This is a genomic window from Amycolatopsis thermalba (assembly GCF_003385215.1).
Classification (GTDB): Bacteria; Actinomycetota; Actinomycetes; order Mycobacteriales; family Pseudonocardiaceae; genus Amycolatopsis_E; species Amycolatopsis_E thermalba.
Window position 1 is genome coordinate 1 of record NZ_PQHW01000122.1, and the last position, 20,180, is coordinate 20,180.

Consider the following 20,180-nt stretch of genomic DNA (forward strand, 5'->3'; position numbering starts at 1 on the left):
GGAGGGGCTCGGGGTCGGTGACGTCCAGCGCGGCGGCGGCGATGACCCGGTCGCGCAACGCGGACACCAGGGCGTCGGTGTCGACGAGCGAGCCGCGTGCGGTGTTGACCAGCCACGCGGTGGGTTTCATCTTCGCCAGTTCGGCGGCGCCGATCATGCCTCGCGTCTGTGGGGTGGCCGGTACGTGCAGCGACACGATGTCGCTGGCGGCCAGCAGTTCCTCCAGCGACGCGGCCGGTTCGGTTCCCGGCACTGCTCGGTCGGTCCGGCTCCAGGTCAGGACCTGCAGGCCGACGGCCAGTGCCCGGGGGACGAGTGCGCGTCCGATGGTGCCGAGCCCAACGAGGCCGAGAACCTTGCCGCGCAGCCGGCTCGGCGTGCCGGTGCCGGTGACGTCCCAGCCGCCGTGGCCCAGCAGCCGGGTGTGCGGCACGAGCCGCCGCGCGAGGGCGAGGATGAGCAGCAGTGTGTGGTCGGCGACTTCGTCGGAGCAGTAGTCGGGCACGTTGCTGACCACCATGCCCAGCTCGGTGGCACGGGCGACGTCGATGTTGTCCACGCCGACGCCGTAACGGGCCACGGTGAGACAGCGCCGGGCCGCGTCGAGCACGTCGGCGGGGATCTTCGCGAAGCAGGTCAGGATCGCGTCCGCGCCGGTGGCCAGGCGGGCGATCTCCGCGGGATCGCCGCTTGCGTCGACGACCTCGGCGCCGGTCGCGGCGACGATCTGCGACTCGAGGTCGAGGGACGGCCACGGGTGGTCGGTGACGAGGACGCGCTTCACGGGCGCCGCCAGGGCAGGATCTCGTGGCGCGGCGGTCCCGGCACCACCCGGTTCCGCGTCCCGCCCAGCAGTTCCACGCTGGTCGTCACGACATCGCCGGGGCGCAGTGGTGGGAGGTGGTCGCGCCCGTGCCGGCCCCACAGCTCGGCCAGGCACCCGCCCTGGCAGGTTCCCGAGCCGAGCAGGTCGCCGGGGCGGATCCAGGTGCCCCGCGAGGCGTAGGTAGCCAGCGCGGCGAAGCTCCAGGCCATGTTGTCCAGCCGGTCCTGCCCGATCAGCTCGCCGTTGACCCGGACCTCCATCGCCAGGTCGTAGGAGGGTCCGGACCGCCGGTCCGCCAGCTCGTCGGCCGTCACGAACACGGCGCCGAGCGCGGTCGCGGTGTCCTTGCCCTTGGCCGGTCCCAGCCGCATCCGCATCTCGTGGAACTGCACGTCGCGGGCGGAGAAGTCGTTGAGGACGACGAACCCGGCGAGATGGTCCGCGGCGTCCTCGACGCCGAGGTCCCGGCCGGCAGCGCCGACCACCGCCGCGACTTCCAGTTCGAAGTCGAACAGCGCGCATCCGGGTGGGATTTCCACGTCGTCGTGCGGGCCGACGGTGGCGTAGGGGTTGGAGAAGTAGAACGCCGGGATTTCCCAGAACTCCGCCGGAATTTCGGCATCGGGGTCGAGCATCTTGACCACCCCCGCGGTGTGCTCGGGGAAGGTGGAGAAGTCGCGAACGGTCGGTGGGTCCAGCGGCGCCATCAGGTCCGCGCCAGCCCAGGGGGTGACACGCCTCCGGGTGCGCAGCGCGACCTCGCCCGCGGACCGCAGCCTGCCGTCGTGGGCCAGGAGTGCGGGCAGGTCGGGTTCGGTGTCCAGATCGATCAGGGCGTCCTCATCGTCGAGCACGGCGAGTCTGGGGCCCTGATCCGTCCGGTGCCGGGCGAATCTCATCACGCCTCCTTCGCGGATCTGCCGCGATGCTAGGGACGCCACCGGATCCGGCGGAAATGCAGAGCGTGGTTGGCAGGTATCGGCCCGGTGAATGGATCGTCGTTAGGATCGGTCGCGTGGCGACGGCGCAGGGAGGGTGACGCGAGTGAACCTGGGACAGGTGGACCTCAACCTCCTGGTGGTCCTCGACGCGCTGTTGCGCGAGCAGAACGTCACCCGTGCCGCCGAGCGTTTGCACATGTCGCAGCCGGCCACCAGTACCGCGCTGGCGCGGTTGCGCAAGGTGCTGGGGGACCCGTTGCTCGTCAAGCACGGGCGGTACCTGCAGCTGACCCCGCGGGCCGAGGCGCTGGTCGACCCGGTTCGCGACGTGCTGGCCACCATCGAGCAGAGCATCGTGAAGCCACCGGGGTTCGATCCGGCGCACGACCGCCGGACCTTCGGCGTGATCGCCAGCGACTACGTCGGCATGATGCTGATCCGGCCGCTGCTGGGCCGCATCGGCGGCCTCGCGCCGAACCTGAGCCTGGAACTGGCGCAGATCTCAGGTCACTTCCTGCGGCTGCTCGAACGCGACGAGATCGACCTGGCGATCCTGCCGGAGTCGCTGGCCGAGGGGGAGCGCCTCGGCGACTGCGCGAGCGTGCCGGTCCTGGCCGACCGGTTCGTGGGCGCGGTCTGGCGGGGACATCCCCTGGCGGGAGGGTCGCTGCCGGCGGCGGCGCTGGCCGAACACCCCTACCTCGCCTTCGCGCCACCTGACGGGTTCAGCCTGATCGAGGAGGATCTCGACAAGGCCGGGATCTCCCGCCGGGTGGAGGCCACGGCGATCAGCTTCGTCACGATGCCGTTCCTGCTCGCCGGCACCGGTCTGGTGACGATCATCCCGGAACGGCTCGGGCGCCAGGTCGCCGATGCCGCCGGGATCGTCCTGCTCGAGCCGGAGTTCGAGATCCGTGCGGTGCGGGAGTCGGCGTACTGGCACTCCCGCCGCAACAGCGACCCCGGGCACCGGTGGCTGCGGGAGCAACTGGTCGCCGTCGTCGGATAGCTGGTATCCACGCAAGGTATTTCCGCCCGGCCGCTCCTCGTCGTTAGCGTCGCTGTCCATGAGGCAGACGCGATGAAGCGATGGGTCGACGGGTACGCGCTCGGCACCTTCTCCGATGGCGTGGACACCTTCGCCGGGCTCGTGTCCGGGGACCGGGTGCGGCGCCTGGACACCGAGGAGTGGGCCAAGGAGAACGCCACCGTCCGGGGACTGCTGGAGGACTGGGCGCGCGTACGTCCCCGGCTGGCGGAACTCGCCCGGCCGCCGGGCGGGGTCCCCCTCGACGCGCTGACGGTGCTGGCGCCGGTGGAGCCGCGGCAGATCATCCAGGCAGGCGCCAACTACCGCGCCCACGTGGCCGAGATCGTCGTGTCCGGCCGCGACCCGGGCGACACCCGGAGCGAGGAGGAGCTGCGCCGGGACGCCGAGGAGATGATGGACGCCAAGGTGCGTACCGGCAGCCCGTTCTTCTTCACCGGCCTGCCGGCCGCGATCTGCGGGCCGGACGACGACGTGCTCCTGCCCGCCGAGTCCCGGCAGGTCGACTGGGAGGTCGAGCTCGCGGTCGTCATCGGCGCCACCGCGCGCCGCGTGCCGCGCGAGCGGGCGATGGACCACGTGGCCGGGTACACCGTCGTCAACGACATCAGCGCGCGGGACCTGCAGTTCCCGGCGGAGCACCGGCCACTGGGCGGGGACTGGCTACGCGCCAAGAACCGCCCCACGTTCCTGCCGCTGGGGCCGTTCATCGTGCCGGCCGATCTCGTGCCGGACTACCGTCGCCTGGAGCTGACGCTGGACCTCAACGGCGAGCGCAAGCAGGCCGACGTCGCCGCGAACCTGCTGTTCGACGTGGCGGCGTTGATCGTGGCCGCCTCGGCGGCGACGACGTTGTACCCCGGCGATCTGCTGCTCACCGGAAGCCCGGCGGGCAACGGTGGCGCGTGGCAGCGCTGGCTGCGGCCGGGTGATGTCCTGGAGGCGGCCATCTCGGGCATCGGAGCCCAGCACAATCGCTGCGTTGAGGAGCCACGATGAGCCGCGTCGTGGATGTGCACGCCCACGTCCTCGTCAGTGCGGCGGAAGCGCTGCTCGCGAATGAACCCGGACTGGCAGCCGAACGGGCCGCCGACGCCCGCGGCGCGGGTGCCGCGTCGGCCGCCGTCAACCGCGATCAGATGACGCGGCTGTTGCCCGCCCTGACCGATCCGGCCGCGCGCCTCGCCGCCATGGACGACGCCGGCGTCGACGTGCAGTTGGTGAGCCCGATGCCGCTGCACCACTACTGGGCCGGCCGCGACCTGGCAGTGAAGTTCAGCGCGCTCACCAACGAGGGGGTGCTCGAGCACTGCGCCGCCGCGCCCGACCGGCTGGTCGGGCTGGGCACGGTGCCGTTGCAGCATCCGGACCTCGCAGTGGAGGTGCTGGACCGGGCCGTGGCCGACGGCCTGCGCGGGGTGGAGGTCTCGACGCACGTGGCCGGCCGGGAACTGTCCGATGAGTCGCTGGCGGCCTTCTGGGCACGCGCGGAAGCGCTGGGAGCGGTCGTGTTCGTACACCCTTGGGGATGCACCCTCGGCGAGCGCCTGGCCACCGCGTACCTGTCCAACATCGTCGGGCAACCGGCCGAAACCACGATCGCGTTGTCCCGCATCGTCTTCTCGGGACTGCTGGACCGCCATCCCCGGTTGAAGATCCTCGCCGCCCACGGCGGCGGCTACCTGCCGGGCTACCTGGGCCGCGGCGACCACGCTTGGCGAGTCCGCCCGGAGTCGCGCACCTGCGCGCACCAGCCGAGCAGCTACCTGCGCCGCATGTGGTTCGACGCGCTCGTCTACACCCCGGACACGCTGCGCGCGCTGGTCACCGCCGTCGGGCCGGACCGCGTCCTGCTCGGCACCGACTACCCGTTCGACATGGGGATCACCGACCCGCTGGACCGGCTCACGCACGCCTGCCTGCCGGCCAAGGCCGCCGAGGCGATCCGGTCCGGCAACGCTCGCGCTCTCCTGGGGTCGCTCCCGGGGACCCAGGAGGTGCCGACGTGAGCGGCGGTCACATGGAGGAGATCTCGGACGGGATCTACGCCTTCGTCCAGCCCGATGGCAGCTGGATGATCAACAACACCGGATTTGTGGTCGGCCGCTCCGGAGTGGTCGCCATCGACGCCTGCGCGACCGAGCGCCGCACCCGCGCCGCGCTCGCCGCCATCGCCGGGCTGACCGACGCTCCGGTCCGGACACTGGTCAACACCCACCACCATCCCGATCACACGGCGGGCAACGGCCTGTTCCCCACCGCCACGATCGTCGCCCACGAGCAGGCCCGGCCCGAGATGCGGGTGCTGGGCCTGCCCGCAAACGACGGAATCTGGTCCGATGTGGACTACGGCGACCTGGAACTCGCGCTGCCGCAGCTGACCTTCACCGACCGGATCACGCTGTGGGCCGACGAGTTGCGGTGCGAGGTGATACATCCGGGCCGGACCGCGCACACCACCAACGACGTGGTCGTGTGGATCCCGGACCGGTCGGTGCTGTTCGCCGGCGACCTGCTGTTCAACGGCGGCACCCCGTTCGCGCTGTCCGGGTCGGTGCGCGGCACCATCGCCGTGCTCGAGGAGTTCGTGGCCCCGCTCGGCGCGCGCAGGATCGTGCCCGGCCACGGACCGGTCTGCGGTCCCGAGGTGATCGCCGAAGTCGTGGCCTACCTGCGTTTCGTGCTCGACGTCGCCGCGGAGGGACAGGCAGCCGGCCTGTCCCCGCTGGACCTGGCCCGGCAGACGGATCTGGGGCGCTTCGCGTCCTGGACCGACGCCGAACGCATCGTCGGCAACCTGCACCGCGCCTACGCCGAGGACACCGGCGGCGCGGTCGACTTCCACGCCGCGCTGCGGGCCATGGTCGCCTACAACGGCGGCCGGCCGCTGCGCTGCCGCGCTTGACCCCACCCCATCCATGAGCCGAGGAGGGCCCATGTCCGAAATCCTGTTGTCCCAGCTCGCGCACGTCGAGCTGATCAGTCCCAAGCCCGACGAGACGGTCCAGTGGATGAAGGAGGTCTTCGGCCTGGAGGAGACCACCCGCGAGGGCCAGTCGGTGTACCTGCGCGGCTGGGCGGAGTGGCTGCACTCCAGCCTCATCGTCACCGAGGGCCGCGAACCGGGCGTCGGCCGCATAGGGTGGCGCACCTACGGACCGGGTGACCCGGAGATCGTCGCCCAGCGCCTGGGCGGTACCGAGGAGGCCGTCGGCTGGGTCGACGACTGGACCGGTCACGGTGCCACCTACCAGTACCGCGCCCCGCACGGCCGGCAGTTGCACGAGGTGTTCTGGGAGGTCGACCGCTACCAGGCCCCGCCCGAGGAGCGCGACCCGGCCATCCCCAACCGGCCGCAGCGCTACTCCGGCCGTGGCATCGGCGCCCGCTACCTCGACCACGTCACCATGCCGACGGCGAACATGCGCGGGGACATCGAGTTCTACAAGCAGCTCGGCGCGCGCCACACCGCGCAGACCGAGGCCGAACCCGGGTTCTCCGTGTTCTCCACGCTGACCTGCAACGGCATCCGCTCGACCCACGACATGGCGCTCGTGCCCGATTTCAGCGGGGTGACCGGTCGCGCCCACCACATCGCCTTCCGCGTCGACCAGCGGCTCGACGTCGAACGCGCCGCGGAGGTCTTCCTGGCCAACGGCACCCCGATCGAGTTCGGCCCCGGCATCCACGGCATCGACGAGATCACCTACCTCTACGTGCGGGAGCCCGGCGGGTTCCGGATGGAGATCAACTCCGGTGGTTGGGTGAACACGATGCCCGACTGGGAGGCCACCACCTACCAGGCCGCGCGCGGTAACCCTGGGGCGAGCATCTACCGCAACGTCACGCCCCCGCCCGGCTTCCACGAGGCCTGGCCCGCCGCGGACGAAACGGCCGCCGCGCAGGAGAAGGAGGCCATGGCGCAGCGCCGCGAGTTCTTCGGTGCGGTGGAGACGAGCCGGCGATGAGCGCGATCGGCCGGGTCTTGGTGGTGGGGGCCGGTATCGGCGGGCTGTCGGCGTCGATCGCGCTGCGCCGCCACGGGGTCGAGGTCGACCTCATCGAGCGCAACCCGGCGTGGGACGTCTACGGCGTCGGGATCATCCAGCCGGGCAACGCGCTGCGGGCACTGGCCGAACTCGGCGTGGCCGAGGAGTGCGTCGCCCTGGGGCACCCCATCCTCGGTCAGCGCAGCTGGCTCGCCGACGGCGTGACCCCGTTGCACGACGACGCGTTCCCGGCGCTGCTGCCTGGGCTTCCCCCGGCGAACGGCATCACCCGGACCCGGTTCCACTCGATCCTCGTGCACGCGGTGCGCGAGTCGGGGGCGGAGGTCCGGACCGGTGTCGTCGTGACCGCTCTGCGGCAGCGGGAATCCGGCGTCGACGTGGAGTTCAGCGACGGGCACGAACGGTCCTACGACCTCCTCGTCGGCGCCGACGGGCTCTACTCGCAGATCCGCGACATGGTGTTCGGCACGCAATACCAGGCGAAGTTCACCGGCGAGGTGGGCTGGCGGATCAACCTGCCGCGCATCCCGGAACTCGACCGGCTGTCGATCTATCGCGGGTCGGCGGGATCGGCCGGGTTCTGCCCCCTAGGGCCGGACCTGATGTACATGCTGACCATCGAGAAGGCGCCCGCCGGGCGACCGGTCCGGCTGCCGCGGGAGGGGCTTGCCAGGGTGTACCGGGAGCGCCTGGCCGAGTACGGCGGCCCGATCGCCGAGCACCGCGAGCTGGTGACCAACGACGCGGACGTGGTGTACCGGCCGATCGACACGGTGCTGGTGCCGCCGCCCTGGTACCGCGGGCGGGTCCTGTTGATCGGCGACGCCGCGCACGGCACGTCCCCGCAGTGCGGGCAGGGTGGCGCGCAAGCCATCGAAGACGGCGTGGTCCTGGCCGAGGAAGTGGCCAGGGACATCCCCGCCGAGCAGGTTCTCGCCAACTTCATGGCCCGGCGGTTCGAGCGGTGCCGGACCATCGTGCAGGGCTCGGAGCAGATCGGCCGATGGGAGCAGGACCACTCGCTGGACATCGATCCCGACGCCGTTGCCTTCGAGGTGACGATGGCGGCGATGGCACCGCTGTAGCTGCGCCCACCGTCGTGGGTGGCGAGGAAACTCAACGAGGAGAAACACATGCCAAACCCGGTTGTCATCGTTGGCTGCGGACCCGCCGGCATGGCGAGCGCGCTCGCACTGAGCAAGGTCGGCATCGACGTCCGGCTGTACGAGCGCTACCCCGAGGCGCGTCCCGCGGGCAACATCCTGAACCTGTGGCCCCCGCCCATTCGCGCGCTGGCCGAGATGGGCGTGGACGTGGAAGACCTCGGCGCACCGTGCCGCAGCTCGTTCCGCAACGCCTACACCGGGCACGTGCGAGCCGAGGTGCGGCTGCCGCAGGACGTGCTCGCCGAGTACCACGGCGGGTTCATCGGCCTGCTCAGGCCCGTTCTCTTCGAACGGATGCTGGCCGCCATGCCGGACGGCGTCGTCCAGCCGAACCGGACGGTGACAGCGCTGCGCGACCACGGCGACGGCGTCGCGGTGACCTTCGCCGACGGCGAGGTGATCGAGACGCCCGTGTTGATCGGCGCCGACGGCATCGACTCGGTTGTCCGCAAGGCCTTGTGGGGCGACTCGCCCAAACGGCAACACCGGCTGCATGCGATCGGTGGCTTCACCTACGAGCTCCCGCCGACCGCCACCCCCGGCGAGAACCCGATCATGCACGGCAACTGGGTCCAGGGCAGCTACTCCTCGATCCGCGACTGCGGCCGCGATGGATACCAGTGGTGGATCGTCGAAGCCGCCGACCCCGACGCTCCGGCGCCCACCGACCTGCTCGCCCACGCGAAAACCATCACGGCCGAATTCCCCGCGTCCCTGCGCGACATCATCGCCGCGACGCCGCCCGGCAACCTGCAGCGCTGGATCATCCGCGACCGCAAGCCGCTCAAGCAGTGGTCGAAGGGCCGCATCACCCTCGCCGGCGACGCGGCACACCCGACCTCGCCCTACGCCGCCTACGGCGCCGGCATGGCCATCACCGACGCCTACGTCCTCGCCAAGAAGCTCAAGCACGTGGATCTCGGCGACACCGCGGCCGTCCGCGCTGCGCTCCTCGCCTACGAGCGGGGGCGCATCCGGCACACGACAGCCCAGGTCCAGCAGGCCTACGTGCTCGGGCAGGTGTTCCACCACATCCCCAGGGCACTCCGCCCCGTCCGCGATTTCGTGCTCGACCGGACACCGCTGCTGCAGAAGCAGGTGGGTGAACGCAGCCCGCGGGAGATCGTTCACCAGCTCACCGAGATGGGGTCCGAGTCGCTCGCGGAGGTGTGAGGAAGCCGGCGAGGAGCGTCCAAGCGTTCAGCGGGCGGGGCGGTAGCGGTCCTTCGTGGTCGCCACGGCGACGAGGCTGAGCACTCCGGCCGCGATGATGTACCCGCCGACCGCCCACAGTGAGCCGGTGCCTTCGAGCAGCGCGGAGGCGATCAGCGGGGCGAACCCGCCACCGACGACGGCGCCGAGCTGGTAGCCCGTCCAGGCGCCGGAGTAGCGGACACCGGTGCTGAACATCTCGCTGTAGAACGCCGCCATCGGACCGTACATGGCGCCCAGCGCCAGACCGGGGATCAGGAGCCCGATCAGGGTCGGCACGGTCTGCAGCGTCTCCAGCAGTGTCACGAACGGGATCACGGAGGCGATGCTCAGGACCGTCGCGGCGATGATGACCTTTTTCCGGCCGATCCGGTCAGACAGTGCGGCGAACAGGGGAATGCTGACGACGGTCACCGCGCTGGAGAGCAGGACGAGGATGAGGATCTCCGACTTGCTCATACCCCGGCCGGTCGTGTACGAGATCGAAAAGACGATCAGGATGTAGTAGTAGACCTGGATGAGCAGGATCATCCCGCCGGCCTGCAGGATTTCCTTGGGGTGCGTGCGCAGCGCGACGAGGAGCGGCGAGCGTCGCTTCTCCGGCGCACTCGTTTTCGCCGTCTGTTCCTCCTGGAGGCGCTGGAAATCGGCGGTCTCGGTGACTCGCAGCTGGATGATCAGGCCCGCGGCGATGACCACGGCGCTCAACAGGAACGGGATCCGCCAGCCCCACGAGGCGAACGCGGCCGGCGAGACCAGGTTGGCGACCACGAGGAACACCACATTGGACACGATCACCGCGAGCGAGGGACCGATGTGGGCGAAGCTGCCGTAGAAACCCCGGCGGTGGGCGGGCGCGCTCTCGGTCACCAGCAGGATGGCACCGCCGTACTGGCCACCGACCGCGACGCCCTGCAGCACCCGCAGGAGCACCAGCAACAGCGGTGAGGCGATCCCTATCGTCGCGTAGCCCGGCAGGAGCCCGATCAGGAACGTCGAGATCCCATCAGCATCATGGCGATCACCAGGAGGCGCTTCCGTCCGAGCCGGTCTCCGAAGTGGCCGAAGAGCAGACCGCCGACGGGCCGGAAGATGAACCCGACTCCGAAGGTCGCCATGGCGGCAAGGGTGCCGGCCGCGGCCCCGATGCCGGAGAAGAAGTGCGGCCCGAAGACCAGTGCGGCGGCGGTGCCGTAGATGTAGAAGTCGTACCACTCGAGAGTGCTGGCGGTGAGTGCCGCCGCGGCTACCTTGCGTACTTGTCGTCTCTCGACTCCGGTGCTGGTCGCTGCTGTGGACATGTCCGCCCTTTCGGTCCCGTGGTCTCGGTGGGGTGGGTAGACCATGCATCGGGGACGGACCGGGGGAATGTCGCATTTCGGGACAGTGCACTCGGTCTTGTAGCACCTTGCGACAACTCACGGGCTTCGTCTTCTCCTACGGTCAGGGCCACGGGAGAGCCCCTCACCGACCCTGACGAACGGGAGCAGTCGCCATATGAGGTCAGCAGTGATCGTCGACGTCGTTCGTACGGCGTCGGGCAAAGGCAAGCCCGGGGGCGCGTTGTCGAGCGCACCCCGTCAGCCTCCTCGCCGACACCCTGCGCGCGTTGCTCGCGCGCACGGACGTGGACCCGGCGAGCATCGACGACGTGATCGCGGGCTGCGTGTCCCAGGCGGGGGACCAGGCGCTGAACATCGCGCGCAGAAGGTCTTGGCGATCGAGGTGGACTGCGACGCGTGCTCGCCCTGGTCCAGCTCCCAGCAGGCACGCAGCAGCAGCCCACGCGAGGCCGCGATGTCGATCTCGTTGTCGGCGATCATCTGCTGCACCATGCCCAGGTCGCCGAGGCGGGAGCCGAACAGCCGCCGCTCCGCCGCGCGTGCCACCGCGATGTCCTGGGCGCGCCGGGCGATGCCCAGCCAGCGCATGCAGTGCGTCATCCGCGCCGGGCCGAGCCGGACCTGCGCGTAGCGGAAGCCCTGGTCGACCTCGCCGAGCACCGCCTCGTCGGGCACCACGCAGTCGTCGAACTCCAGCTCGATGTGCCCGCCGTAGAGGCTCTCGTCCAGGGTCTCGATGTGCCTGGCCACCCGCAGTCCCGGGTTGTCCTCGTCGACCAGGAACATCGTCGCGCCGCCCGCGTCGCCAGGCTCGCCGGAGGTGCGGGCCATGCAGATCGTGAACCCGGCCCCCTCGGCCCCGGTGATGAACCACTTGCGGCCGTTGATGCGCCAGCCGCCGTCCACCCGCTCCGCCCGGGTCGTCAGCGCCGCCGGATCGGACCCCGCGCCGGGCGCCGGCTCGGTCATCGCGAAGCAGGACCGGACCTCCCCGCTCGCGAGGGGGCGCAGGTAGCGCTCCTTCTGCTCGGAGGTCGCGATGGCCTCCAGCATGTGCATGTTGCCCTCGTCGGGCGCGGCGATGTTCAACGCGAGCGGGCCCAGCAGCGAGTATCCGGCCTCCTCGAACACCGCGGCCCGCCCGCGCATGTCCAGCCCGTGCCCGCCGAACTCGGCGCCCACGTGCGGGGTGAACACCCCCGCCTCCTTCGCCGCACGCTGCAGCCGCACGCGCACGTCGTCGGAGGGCACGACGCCGTCGTGCTCCTCCTCGACCGGAATCACGTGCTCGCGCACGAACTCCGCGGTGCGCCGCGCCAGTTCGGCGACGTCCGGCCCCTGTGCGAGGTCGACAGCCATGGCACCTCCACTCGGCTAATGACCATTAGCCGAAACTATAGGCCCTGCCCGGTTGGCAGGAAGGTGCGTCGGCTCACTCGGCTATGATTTGTTAGCCCGGCGGAGGGAGGTGCCCGTGGACCGGCTCGGTGACATCCGAGACGCCGCACTCGAGCTGTTCACCCGCAAGGGCTTCGAGGCCACGACGATGAGCGACATCGGCGCGGCGGTCGGCATGCGCGCCCCCAGCCTGTACAAGCACGTCGCCTCCAAACAAGACCTGCTTGCGCGGATCATGGTCGCGACGATGGAGAACCTGCTCGCCGCGCACCGGACGGCCGTGGCGAACGTGACCGACCCGGTCGAGCGGCTGCGGCGGGCGACCGAGGCCCACGTCCGCTACCACGCGCGGCACCGGCTCGAAGCGTTCGTGGGCACCCGGGAGATCCGCGGCCTGACCGAACCGCACCGCAGCCGCGTCCTCGACCTGCGCGCCGAGTACGAGGCGTGCTTCCGGGCGGTCGTGCAGGCCGGGGTCGACGCCGGGGTCTTCCGGGTCGACTCGGTGCGCCTGGCCTCCTACGCGATCCTCGACCTCGGCATGGGCGTCGCGGTCTGGTACCGCGCCGACGGCGAGCACCCGGAGGACGCCGTGGTGTGGCAGTACAGCGAATTCGCACTCCGCCTGGTCGGAGCCCATCGGCCCTGACCCGCCTCGCCGAAGACCTTGTGGGTGAATACCTCGCCTCCTTCGGGGGTATAGCGTGCATGCCCCAGGACGTCGGAGAAGACCGGTCCCGGGACCTGCGTGCGCGCCGACCGGCCCGGGCGGCTGAGGTGCCCGGCCTGCGCCACGCCGTGCGCCCCTGGGCCGACGTCCACGGGGTGCCACCGCAGCTCACCGCCGATGTCGAGCTCGCTGTCCATGAGGCACTGGCCAACGCCATCGAGCACGCCTACCCCGAAGGCGCTACCGGCATCGTCGCGCTGCACGCCCGCCAGGACGACGGCGCCCTGCAGATCACGGTCACCGACCATGGCCAGTGGCAACCGCCGGCTGCCGGGCCTGGCCCCGACGGGGGCCGCGGCCTGGCCCTCATCGATGCGCTCGCCGGCCACGCCAGCATCACCGGCACCGAGCACGGCACCACCGTCACCCTCGCCTGCGGGCTCACCGCACGCTAGTTGCGCAGACCGTCCGTGCCTGCTCGCCGTGTCGCCCCGCGCCGTTGGCAGGGAGATTGGCGCCGCCGGGCACCAGCCGCCGGTCGTCCACCAGATCTCTTGCGTGACCCTGCGGGATGGTGCCCACTCCAGGCGTGTAAGGTCATTGGTGGTCGTTGTAATTCTTGGGTTCGTGTTTGTGCACGCTCGCAGGATGTTGATGCGGGCGAGCTTCTTTCTTCGGTTGTAGCTGGAGTAAGCCGCCGTCTGAGATCCCCCGGCCCGGGTCTTCGCAGAGTGCGGTGGCCCGTCATCCCAGCTCCCAGAAGGAGAAGACATGACCAACGGAACCGTGAAGTGGTTCAACTCGGAAAAGGGCTTCGGCTTCATTGCCCCCGCCGATGGCAGCCCGGACGTGTTTGTGCACTACTCGGCGATCGAAGGCGGCGGCTTCCGCTCCCTCGAGGAGGCCCAGGCGGTGTCCTACGAGGTCAGCCAGGGCGCCAAGGGCCCGCAGGCCGACCTGGTGCGCCTGGTCTGAGCACCTGCTGTTCTTTTGTCCGGTGGCTCCCCACCCGCTTCGGGTAGGGGAGCCACTGGCTTTTGGCCGCCCGTCACCGACCTGATGGTCCGGCCTTGCGTTATCCGGCGCCTCCAGCCCCCGTCAAGCCGAGGCGCCATCAGCTCGACCGGCGGAACCAGCACCGCCATGTCTGTCATGCTCAGCGCCGCGGCCCAGGCTCACCAGCCCGAAGCCCCCAGATGAGTGGTGGTAGCTGCTCGTCCCGAACGTGACCAGCTACCGCTTCCGCACGGTGGCACCCGTGGCCGTCGCAATCGCCGCTGTGGCCGTCGTGTCGGGCTGCAAGCCCCTGGCTCAGCCCGCCGCCACCGGCCAAGACGACGGCGCCGGAGGCGGCGGGTGGGCTCCCGGCCGGTGATCCGAACGCGGCAATGCCCGCGTCGGGCAGCTGCACCGTCGGCTCCCGTGACGGCCAGCCGCTGCCCGACCCGCCCTGCGCACCGGGCGCCATCAACTCCGACGTCACCCAGGATTGCATCGACGACACGATCTGCAAGTCCGGCTGGACCAAGACAGTGCGACCCTCACCGTCGAAAACCAACCGGATGAAAGCCGTCTCCGCCCGCACCTCACGACCCGCCGCCCGCGAGATCTGGATCGAGGTCGACGACGGGGCCTCGCAGCCCCCCCGGTGACGTGGAACCTGCGCCTCCGTCGCGATTGCGAGGACGGGGGTTCGCGCTCTCGCCCACATCTTCAAGGAAGGGCGCTACCAGGGGCTGTCCAACCGCGGGTCAGTCGAGGGTCTGGGGTTGGTTGAGGCGCTGGGCCTCGTGGAGCTGGTCTTCGAGGGCGATGATGCGGCATGCGGCTTCGATGGGGATGCCCTGGTCGACCAGTTCCCGGGCACGCGCGGCCAGGCGCAGCTGGTGCCGGGAGTAGCGGCGGTGTCCGCCGGCGGAGCGTTGCGGGGTGATCAGGCCAGCCTCGTCGAGGCTACGCAAGAAGCCTTGGGTGGTGCCGAGCATCTCGGCGGCGCGGCCCATCGTGTAGCCGGGGTAGTGCTCGTCGTCGAGCTTGTCGGCCCCGCCGGGCGTGGCCGAGTCTGGTTGGTCAGGAATCATTCGACCTCCACGTCACAAAGGACCCCAGGCGCCGTGCACGGCACCCGGGGTCCTTCAGGGGTTCGGTTTCACCATTGTCGACCGGCGTGACCGCCGGCGTCCTGCACCCGCGTCCGGCGGAAAGCCGAACCTCGCGGGGATCGCTCATTCGTGACCGAGCACCACCTCCGAACTCGATGGGACTGCGGTACCCGCGCGGCACTACCCAGCCGCTGCGGGCGATCCAATGATGTTCCCGTTCCCTTCCTTCCGGTGTTGCCCACTTACTGAGTACTGCGACTGCTACTTCACTTGCTGCGAACGTCACGGCTGGGACCCCTTCCACTGATCGGTCCCAGCACGCTGACGCCGCTGGTCACTGCCCGGAGCACCGTTCACTGATCGGCTCCGGCCACCTGACCGGTCCCGCAACTGCATGTGCAAAGCAACTGCTGCTCACCACGGGGCGCACAGACGCTGCCTGCGCCTTGTCGCGATCACCCCGGGACCGGTACTACCTGATCAAACCTCTTCACAACCCGGCCCCGGGGCACTGCTCCTGACCACCAGCCGGAACCCTGTTCCTTGATCGGCTCCGTGCCGCCTGGCCCTCGTGTCTCACTTCGCGGGTAGTTACGTTCTCTCCCACGCTTGCTTGACGTTGTCTCTCTCGGTGCGAGGAGAACATTACACACGCCTGCGGTTGAATGTCTACTCCGGTCAGCATAGATTTTCAGACGCGAGTCAGATGCAAGGAAGAGGGCACCCGACCATGAGCGACGAGGTCACACAGGAGCCGCTCGAGGAGCGATACGGCCTGGTCGGGCTACACGACGTGGACGAGTACGCCGAAGCCCTGACACGACTGCTCGAGCAGGGGCGGCGGGAGCGGTGCGTAGCGTTGCTGTCGGAGGCCGAGGCCTATGCCGCGGCGGAACTGCTCGGCCAGTTCGCGCAGCTCGATCCACCGGCCCCGTTGAACCGGCTGGCCGCGTCCCTGGCCAGCCGCCTCTACAGCCGCCTCGGCGCCTGACCACCCGGCATGACCTACCCCGTTCGCCCTGCCCGTGTCCCGCGTCCGCGCGCACCACTCCCGGGCGGCGCTCACGGGCATCGCTCCGGAGATCAGCGCACCCGGTCAGGAGTGCGCGGGACCCCGATCGTGTCGGAGGCATCGAGGAGAATCGAGCGATGCCCCTGCGCACGTGTTCGTCGACGAGACCAAGGAGAACGGCTGCCTCGTCACCGCGGCCGCTCAGCTGCCCGGCAACCTGGCCACCGCTCGCCAGGTCATGCCTCGCCAGTGGCGGATCCACTTCACCAAGCAAGGGCGACGCGCGGCGCAAGCAGATCCTCGACGCGATCGGCGAACTCGACCCGGTGGTCACGATCTACGACGCCTCTCACCACCACCGCCGCCGCCGGTGTCATCGACGCGCCACCCCGAGGTGTTGCACAAGGCAAGCAGGGCACTGGCATGAACGCCCGCTGCCGAACTCAGACTGCCGCCCTGGATACAGCCGTGTCGCGCGACGGGGAGCGCTGTGGGGAGCAAGCTGGGAGCAGTACTGTGCGCTGAACCGGCCGGAACGACATCCAACGGACCTGAACAACCCGCGCTGACCTGCGGGAGTCTCATTTCTGCAGGTCAGCGCGGCTACGCGAACATAGTTCACACCGAAGAGGTCACTGGTTCGATCCCAGTATCGCCCACTCGCTATTTTAGCTGTTCAGACGGCCTGTCGACGACCATCGTCGGCAGGCCGTCGGCGTTTGCGGGTAGCAGGGTGTCCTGACCCACTTCCGCGAATCCGAAGTGGTCACGCCGCATCCGCCTCCTGACCGGCGTGTGCGTCCCACGTCCATCCGCCGTCCAGCTCCCAGCGGCGCTGCAGCGCAGCCAGCATCGACTCCACTATGACGTCAGTCACGTGGGAGTAGAGCAGATACATCCGGGCCCGGCGGCGGGAGTCCGCTTGCGCGAACGACCCGCGACCAGCGCGAACATGTCGTCGAACCCGGCCCGCCAGCGGGCGAGACGATCATCAACTACGGTCCACGACGCGGCCACCGCGTCTTCTTCGAGATCCAACACACCTTGAAGTTTGATCACGCCGTGGCCGCCCCCATGATCACGACACGCCCACCAAGATCACACACTGCTGCTGTCGTATCAACCACTTTGCGTCCAGCTCGGCCCGGTTGGGGGATGGTGGTCTCGAACGTCGCGATCCCAGTGGCCATGCCTTCGTCCTAGCCGGTGATCACGCCAGGGCGGAGCGGGGGCAGCTGACCGAGTCCGGGCTGTTCGACGAGCCGGAGCTGACCACGCTGCTGCGCCCTCGACCGTCCCTGGTGCCGGCGGAGAATGCGTCGCTGTCGCCCGCCGGGATGCGGCGGGTGCTCGTGATCTTGTGCGTGGCCGAGGTCATGTCGCGGCGTCCTCGGTTCTCGGCTTGCTGGCGGCCCTGGTCGTCCGCTGTCGGGGGAGGGTGAGCGCGACCACGGCGACGGCCACCAGGATCGCCGCGATGGTCAGGAATGCGCGTCCGTAGGCCGCGGCGGGTGCGGGCGGGGTGTCGAGGTGGTTGCCGGTGATGGTGACCAGTACGGCGAGGCCGAGGGCGCCGCCGAACTGTTTGGTGGTGTTCATCAGTCCGGAGGCGGCGCCGGCGTCCTTGGCGTCGATGCCGGAGGTGACGGTGGTGGTGATCGGGGTGTTGAGCAGCGCGCTGCCGGTCGAGAACACGATCGCCGGTCCGAGGATTCCGGACAGATAGCCGCTGTCGGCGGTGCTCCGGCTCTGCCACCAAAACCCGGCTGCGGCGATCACTGCTCCGGCGACGATGAGCGCCCGGTTGTCGAGGCGGCGCATCAGCCAGGGTGTGACGCGCACGCCGATGACGATCGCGACGAGCGTGTGCGGGAGGAAGCCCAGGCCGGTCTGCACGGGGCTGTAGTGCAGGGTCGTTTGCATGTACAGGGTCAGGAAGTACCACATCGGGTTCAGGCAGGCACCGGCCAGCACCATGGCCACGTTGCCCGCCGAGATCGCGCGCGATCGGAACAGGCGTAGCGGGATCAACGGCGCACGGGCGAAGCGGGCCTCGACCACGATGAACAACGCCACGGCGGCGGCGCCACCGGTGAGGGCGGTGATCGTGGACGGTGCGGCCCAGCCGTCGTCGTTGGCATGGGCGATGCCGTAAGTCAGCGCCGCGAGTCCGCCGGTGGCCAGCATCGCGCCCGCGACGTCGAGACGGCCCCGTCGCCCGGCTTCGTCGTCCGGGGTCAGCGAGCGGGCGGTCAGGAGGATGGCGATGGCGCCGATCGGGACGTTGATCAGCAGAATCGAGCGCCAGGACAGGAATTCGGTGAGTACTCCGCCGATCAGGTTGCCTGCCGTGCCGCCGGCTATTCCGACGGCGGTCCAGATGGCCAGGGCTCGCGCCCGCGCGGCACCTTCGGCGAAGGTCGTGGTGAGCACCGTGAGGGTGGCCGGGGCGAGGACCGCCGCGCCCACGCCCTGCACAGCGCGCGCGACGATGAGCAGGGGTGCGGAGTTCGCCAGCCCGCCGGCCAGGCTGGCGCCGGAGAACAGGACCAGCCCGAGGACGAAGACCCGCTTCCGGCCGAACAGATCCGCGAACCGGCCGCCGAGCAGAAGGAAGCCGGCGAAGGTCAACGCGTAGGCGTTGATCACCCATTGCAGGCCCGAGTCGTCGAACCCCAGTGCTCGCTGGATCGACGGCAGCGCGACGTTGACGACCGAAATGTCGAGCACCACCATGAACTGCGCCGCACAGGCCAGCGCCAGCACGGCCCGCTGCCGGCCCCCTGGGTGTCGTCCGCTCGGCATTCCGGCTGCCGGATCGCGATCCGGCGCCTCCCGTGTCCCCAACCGGTCACCTCCAGCGAACCCCTATCTGATACGCCTGTACCCTATACAGTTGTACCAAAAGCGGGGCGGGGAGGTGCCGAGTGCCGAGGACGGTGGACCATGCCGAGCGCCGTGCGCAGATCGCGGAGGCCTTGGTGCGGGTCGCCGGGCGGGACGGTCTGCATGCGGTGACGATGCGGGCGGTCGCGACCGAGGCGGGGATCTCGCTGCGGCTGGTGCAGTACTACTTCGAGACCAAGGCTCAGCTGATGCTGGGGGCGCTGCGGCATCTGGAGCGGCAAAGCCACCAGCGGTGGGCGCAACGCCTGTCCGATCTGCCGGACCCGGTGTCGCCGCGCGAGTTCATCGAGGCGTTCCTCGCCGAAGCCCTGCCCACCGACGAGCGGAGTCGCGTGTTCCACTTGGTCGGCACGTCGTACGCGGTACTGGCGATGACCGACCCCGAACTCGCCGGGGAACCGTTCGTCGCCGGGGTGAACGACCTCGAACGACAACTCACCGAGGCGTTGGCGCGCGCCGCGTCGGACGGTCAGCTGGTGCCGGGTGCGGATGTCGCCACCGAGGTGGCGCACCTGCTGGCGCTCAACCACGGCCTCGGCACCAGTGTCCTGATCGGACAACGCACGGTCGGGGGAGCCGAAGCCGTGCTGTGCCGTCACCTCGACCGGCTGTTCCGGGCCGATCCGGAACCGGCACGCACCGCGCCTCGCGGGCACCGACCGAAATCGTCCCCAGCGCGGTGATGCAGTGTTCCGGGGGTGCGGGCCGCGCGGGGAGGGGCCCCGGCGCAGCCCACGGGCCCTCAGGTGAGGCTGGGGTAGCCCTCTTAGCGGGCGGTAAGCGCTTCCAGGTGGTGACCGGACGGGTCGTCGAAGTAGACGCCCCGCCCGCCGTGGTTGGTGTTGATCTCACCCGGCCGCAGCATGCGCGGACCGGCCCAGTACGTGACACCCCGCGCGTGGATGCGGTCCATGATCCGGTCGAAGGTGTCGTCGTCGACCTGAAACGCGTAGTGCTGGCCGGGGAAGTCGATGGGCGGCTCGGCGAAGTCGAGCACCCGGCCGTCGGACAGGTACACGGCCAGGAAGAACCCTGATTCCTGCGGCTCGGGAAGACCGAAGATATCGGTGAAGAACCGCGCGGACTCGTACTTGTCCTTGGCGGCGATGATCGTGTGGTCGAAACGCACGTCGGTCATGCGTGTGCACTCCTTCCTCCGTTGACGATGCGCTGGTTCGTGTCAGGAGGAATGGCGGGCCGCGGGCCCGCCATGCGATCAAGGAGCTGCCGGGAACCCATCTCGCTCACGGCTCAAAGCCGACCCGGCAGTCACGCCACCGATGTTGGCAACACCGGCGGCGTGATCCCACCGCTGTCAGTGGCTGCCGGTGAGTTCCCCGGAGAGCTTGCCGTGCATGCGGGCGCTGTGCTTGTTCAAACCGACGATCTCCACGGTCTTGCCCCGCGCTTCGTACTTCGTGGTGATGGCGTCGAGGGCGGCGACGGTGGAGGCGTCCCAGATGTGGGCGTCCGTGAGGTCGATGATCACGGTGTCCGGGTCGCCCGTGTAGTCGAACTGGTAGACGAGGTCGTTGCTGGAGGCGA

General features: G+C 69.9%; 23 protein-coding genes. 13 read left to right on the top strand and 10 right to left on the bottom strand.

The window, feature by feature from the left end:
* Both D0D15_RS31330 and D0D15_RS31335 read right to left on the bottom strand, forming a co-directional pair.
* Window positions 1-784, bottom strand: a 784-nt coding sequence (locus D0D15_RS31330; RefSeq protein ID WP_162830696.1) for a C-terminal binding protein, incomplete at its 3' end; no start/stop codon positions are given.
* Entirely contained in the window at window positions 781-1,725 is a 945-nt protein-coding gene (locus tag D0D15_RS31335) for a fumarylacetoacetate hydrolase family protein (RefSeq protein WP_094005516.1), read from the bottom strand. The genes D0D15_RS31330 and D0D15_RS31335, both read right to left, overlap by 4 nt.
* A gap of 145 nt (window positions 1,726-1,870) precedes the next feature.
* Between D0D15_RS31335 and D0D15_RS31340 the strand changes: the two genes are divergently transcribed.
* From D0D15_RS31340 to D0D15_RS31370, 7 genes are all read left to right on the top strand, one after another.
* On the top strand, window positions 1,871-2,776 hold the full coding sequence (locus D0D15_RS31340; protein WP_094005517.1) for a LysR family transcriptional regulator: 906 nt from the start codon (window positions 1,871-1,873) through the stop codon (window positions 2,774-2,776).
* Between the two features lie 72 nt (window positions 2,777-2,848).
* Window positions 2,849-3,814: a fumarylacetoacetate hydrolase family protein gene (locus tag D0D15_RS31345; RefSeq protein ID WP_094005518.1), complete on the top strand. Its 966-nt coding sequence runs from the start codon at window positions 2,849-2,851 to the stop codon at window positions 3,812-3,814.
* Window positions 3,811-4,824, top strand: a complete 1,014-nt coding sequence (locus D0D15_RS31350; RefSeq protein WP_094005519.1) for an amidohydrolase family protein — start codon at window positions 3,811-3,813, stop codon at window positions 4,822-4,824. The genes D0D15_RS31345 and D0D15_RS31350 overlap by 4 nt, the downstream gene beginning before the upstream one ends.
* 11 nt (window positions 4,825-4,835) lie before the next feature.
* Complete coding sequence (locus tag D0D15_RS31355) at window positions 4,836-5,720, top strand: MBL fold metallo-hydrolase (RefSeq protein WP_094005520.1); 885 nt, start codon at window positions 4,836-4,838, stop codon at window positions 5,718-5,720.
* 31 nt (window positions 5,721-5,751) lie between these two features.
* Complete coding sequence (locus D0D15_RS31360; protein ID WP_158224429.1) at window positions 5,752-6,783, top strand: VOC family protein; 1,032 nt, start codon at window positions 5,752-5,754, stop codon at window positions 6,781-6,783.
* Window positions 6,780-7,910 carry an FAD-dependent monooxygenase gene (locus tag D0D15_RS31365; protein ID WP_094005522.1) on the top strand — a complete coding sequence of 377 codons (1,131 nt, stop codon included), beginning with the start codon at window positions 6,780-6,782 and terminating at the stop codon, window positions 7,908-7,910. Before D0D15_RS31360 ends, D0D15_RS31365 begins: the two co-directional genes overlap by 4 nt.
* Window positions 7,911-7,958: 48 nt before the next feature.
* A complete protein-coding gene (locus tag D0D15_RS31370) occupies window positions 7,959-9,164 on the top strand; it encodes an FAD-dependent oxidoreductase (RefSeq protein WP_094005523.1) in 1,206 nt (401 codons plus the stop codon).
* Between the two features lie 27 nt (window positions 9,165-9,191).
* Here D0D15_RS31370 and D0D15_RS31375 read toward each other — a convergent pair whose 3' ends face one another.
* The 3 genes from D0D15_RS31375 to D0D15_RS31385 all read right to left on the bottom strand — a co-directional run bounded on the left by D0D15_RS31375 (window position 9,192) and on the right by D0D15_RS31385 (window position 11,905).
* Entirely contained in the window at window positions 9,192-10,142 is a 951-nt protein-coding gene (locus D0D15_RS31375) for an MFS transporter (RefSeq protein WP_233157265.1), read from the bottom strand.
* A gap of 47 nt (window positions 10,143-10,189) precedes the next feature.
* Window positions 10,190-10,504, bottom strand: coding sequence for an MFS transporter (locus D0D15_RS37375; RefSeq protein WP_233157266.1), 315 nt, complete (start codon window positions 10,502-10,504; stop codon window positions 10,190-10,192).
* 279 nt (window positions 10,505-10,783) lie between these two features.
* The gene (locus D0D15_RS31385) at window positions 10,784-11,905 is read right to left on the bottom strand and encodes an acyl-CoA dehydrogenase family protein (protein WP_233157267.1); all 1,122 of its coding nucleotides are present in this window, start codon (window positions 11,903-11,905) and stop codon (window positions 10,784-10,786) included.
* A gap of 115 nt (window positions 11,906-12,020) precedes the next feature.
* Here D0D15_RS31385 and D0D15_RS31390 point away from each other — a divergent pair, with 115 nt between their 5' ends.
* The 4 genes from D0D15_RS31390 (at window position 12,021) to D0D15_RS31405 (ending at window position 14,266) form a co-directional block, all read left to right on the top strand.
* Window positions 12,021-12,593, top strand: a complete 573-nt coding sequence (locus tag D0D15_RS31390; RefSeq protein WP_233157268.1) for a TetR/AcrR family transcriptional regulator — start codon at window positions 12,021-12,023, stop codon at window positions 12,591-12,593.
* Between the two features lie 59 nt (window positions 12,594-12,652).
* Window positions 12,653-13,069 (top strand): ATP-binding protein, encoded by a 417-nt coding sequence (locus tag D0D15_RS31395; RefSeq protein ID WP_143266192.1) that lies wholly within the window; start codon window positions 12,653-12,655, stop codon window positions 13,067-13,069.
* Window positions 13,070-13,385: 316 nt separating this feature from the next.
* Window positions 13,386-13,589 (top strand): cold-shock protein, encoded by a 204-nt coding sequence (locus D0D15_RS31400; RefSeq protein WP_094005526.1) that lies wholly within the window; start codon window positions 13,386-13,388, stop codon window positions 13,587-13,589.
* A gap of 413 nt (window positions 13,590-14,002) precedes the next feature.
* The gene (locus tag D0D15_RS31405; protein ID WP_094005527.1) at window positions 14,003-14,266 is read left to right on the top strand and encodes a hypothetical protein; all 264 of its coding nucleotides are present in this window, start codon (window positions 14,003-14,005) and stop codon (window positions 14,264-14,266) included.
* Window positions 14,267-14,365: 99 nt separating this feature from the next.
* Here the strand turns inward: D0D15_RS31405 and D0D15_RS31410 are convergent, their stop codons facing one another.
* Window positions 14,366-14,695: a helix-turn-helix domain-containing protein gene (locus D0D15_RS31410; protein WP_094005528.1), complete on the bottom strand. Its 330-nt coding sequence runs from the start codon at window positions 14,693-14,695 to the stop codon at window positions 14,366-14,368.
* A 751-nt stretch (window positions 14,696-15,446) separates the two neighbouring features.
* On the opposite strand from D0D15_RS31410, the gene D0D15_RS31415 reads away from it, so the two are divergent.
* The gene (locus tag D0D15_RS31415; RefSeq protein ID WP_094005529.1) at window positions 15,447-15,707 is read left to right on the top strand and encodes a hypothetical protein; all 261 of its coding nucleotides are present in this window, start codon (window positions 15,447-15,449) and stop codon (window positions 15,705-15,707) included.
* Between the two features lie 894 nt (window positions 15,708-16,601).
* Here D0D15_RS31415 and D0D15_RS36140 read toward each other — a convergent pair.
* Together D0D15_RS36140 and D0D15_RS31420 are read right to left on the bottom strand one after the other, a co-directional pair.
* Window positions 16,602-16,766 carry a hypothetical protein gene (locus tag D0D15_RS36140; protein ID WP_158224430.1) on the bottom strand — a complete coding sequence of 55 codons (165 nt, stop codon included), beginning with the start codon at window positions 16,764-16,766 and terminating at the stop codon, window positions 16,602-16,604.
* A 336-nt stretch (window positions 16,767-17,102) separates the two neighbouring features.
* Window positions 17,103-18,533, bottom strand: a complete 1,431-nt coding sequence (locus D0D15_RS31420; RefSeq protein WP_094005530.1) for an MFS transporter — start codon at window positions 18,531-18,533, stop codon at window positions 17,103-17,105.
* Window positions 18,534-18,655: 122 nt separating this feature from the next.
* Between D0D15_RS31420 and D0D15_RS31425 the strand changes: the two genes are divergently transcribed.
* Window positions 18,656-19,318, top strand: coding sequence for a TetR/AcrR family transcriptional regulator (locus D0D15_RS31425; RefSeq protein WP_094005531.1), 663 nt, complete (start codon window positions 18,656-18,658; stop codon window positions 19,316-19,318).
* An 83-nt stretch (window positions 19,319-19,401) separates the two neighbouring features.
* Here the strand turns inward: D0D15_RS31425 and D0D15_RS31430 are convergent, their stop codons facing one another.
* Both D0D15_RS31430 and D0D15_RS31435 read right to left on the bottom strand, forming a co-directional pair.
* Window positions 19,402-19,773, bottom strand: coding sequence for a VOC family protein (locus D0D15_RS31430; RefSeq protein ID WP_094005532.1), 372 nt, complete (start codon window positions 19,771-19,773; stop codon window positions 19,402-19,404).
* A gap of 177 nt (window positions 19,774-19,950) precedes the next feature.
* Window positions 19,951-20,180: STAS domain-containing protein (locus D0D15_RS31435; protein ID WP_115944970.1), on the bottom strand; the 230-nt coding region annotated here is incomplete at its 5' end.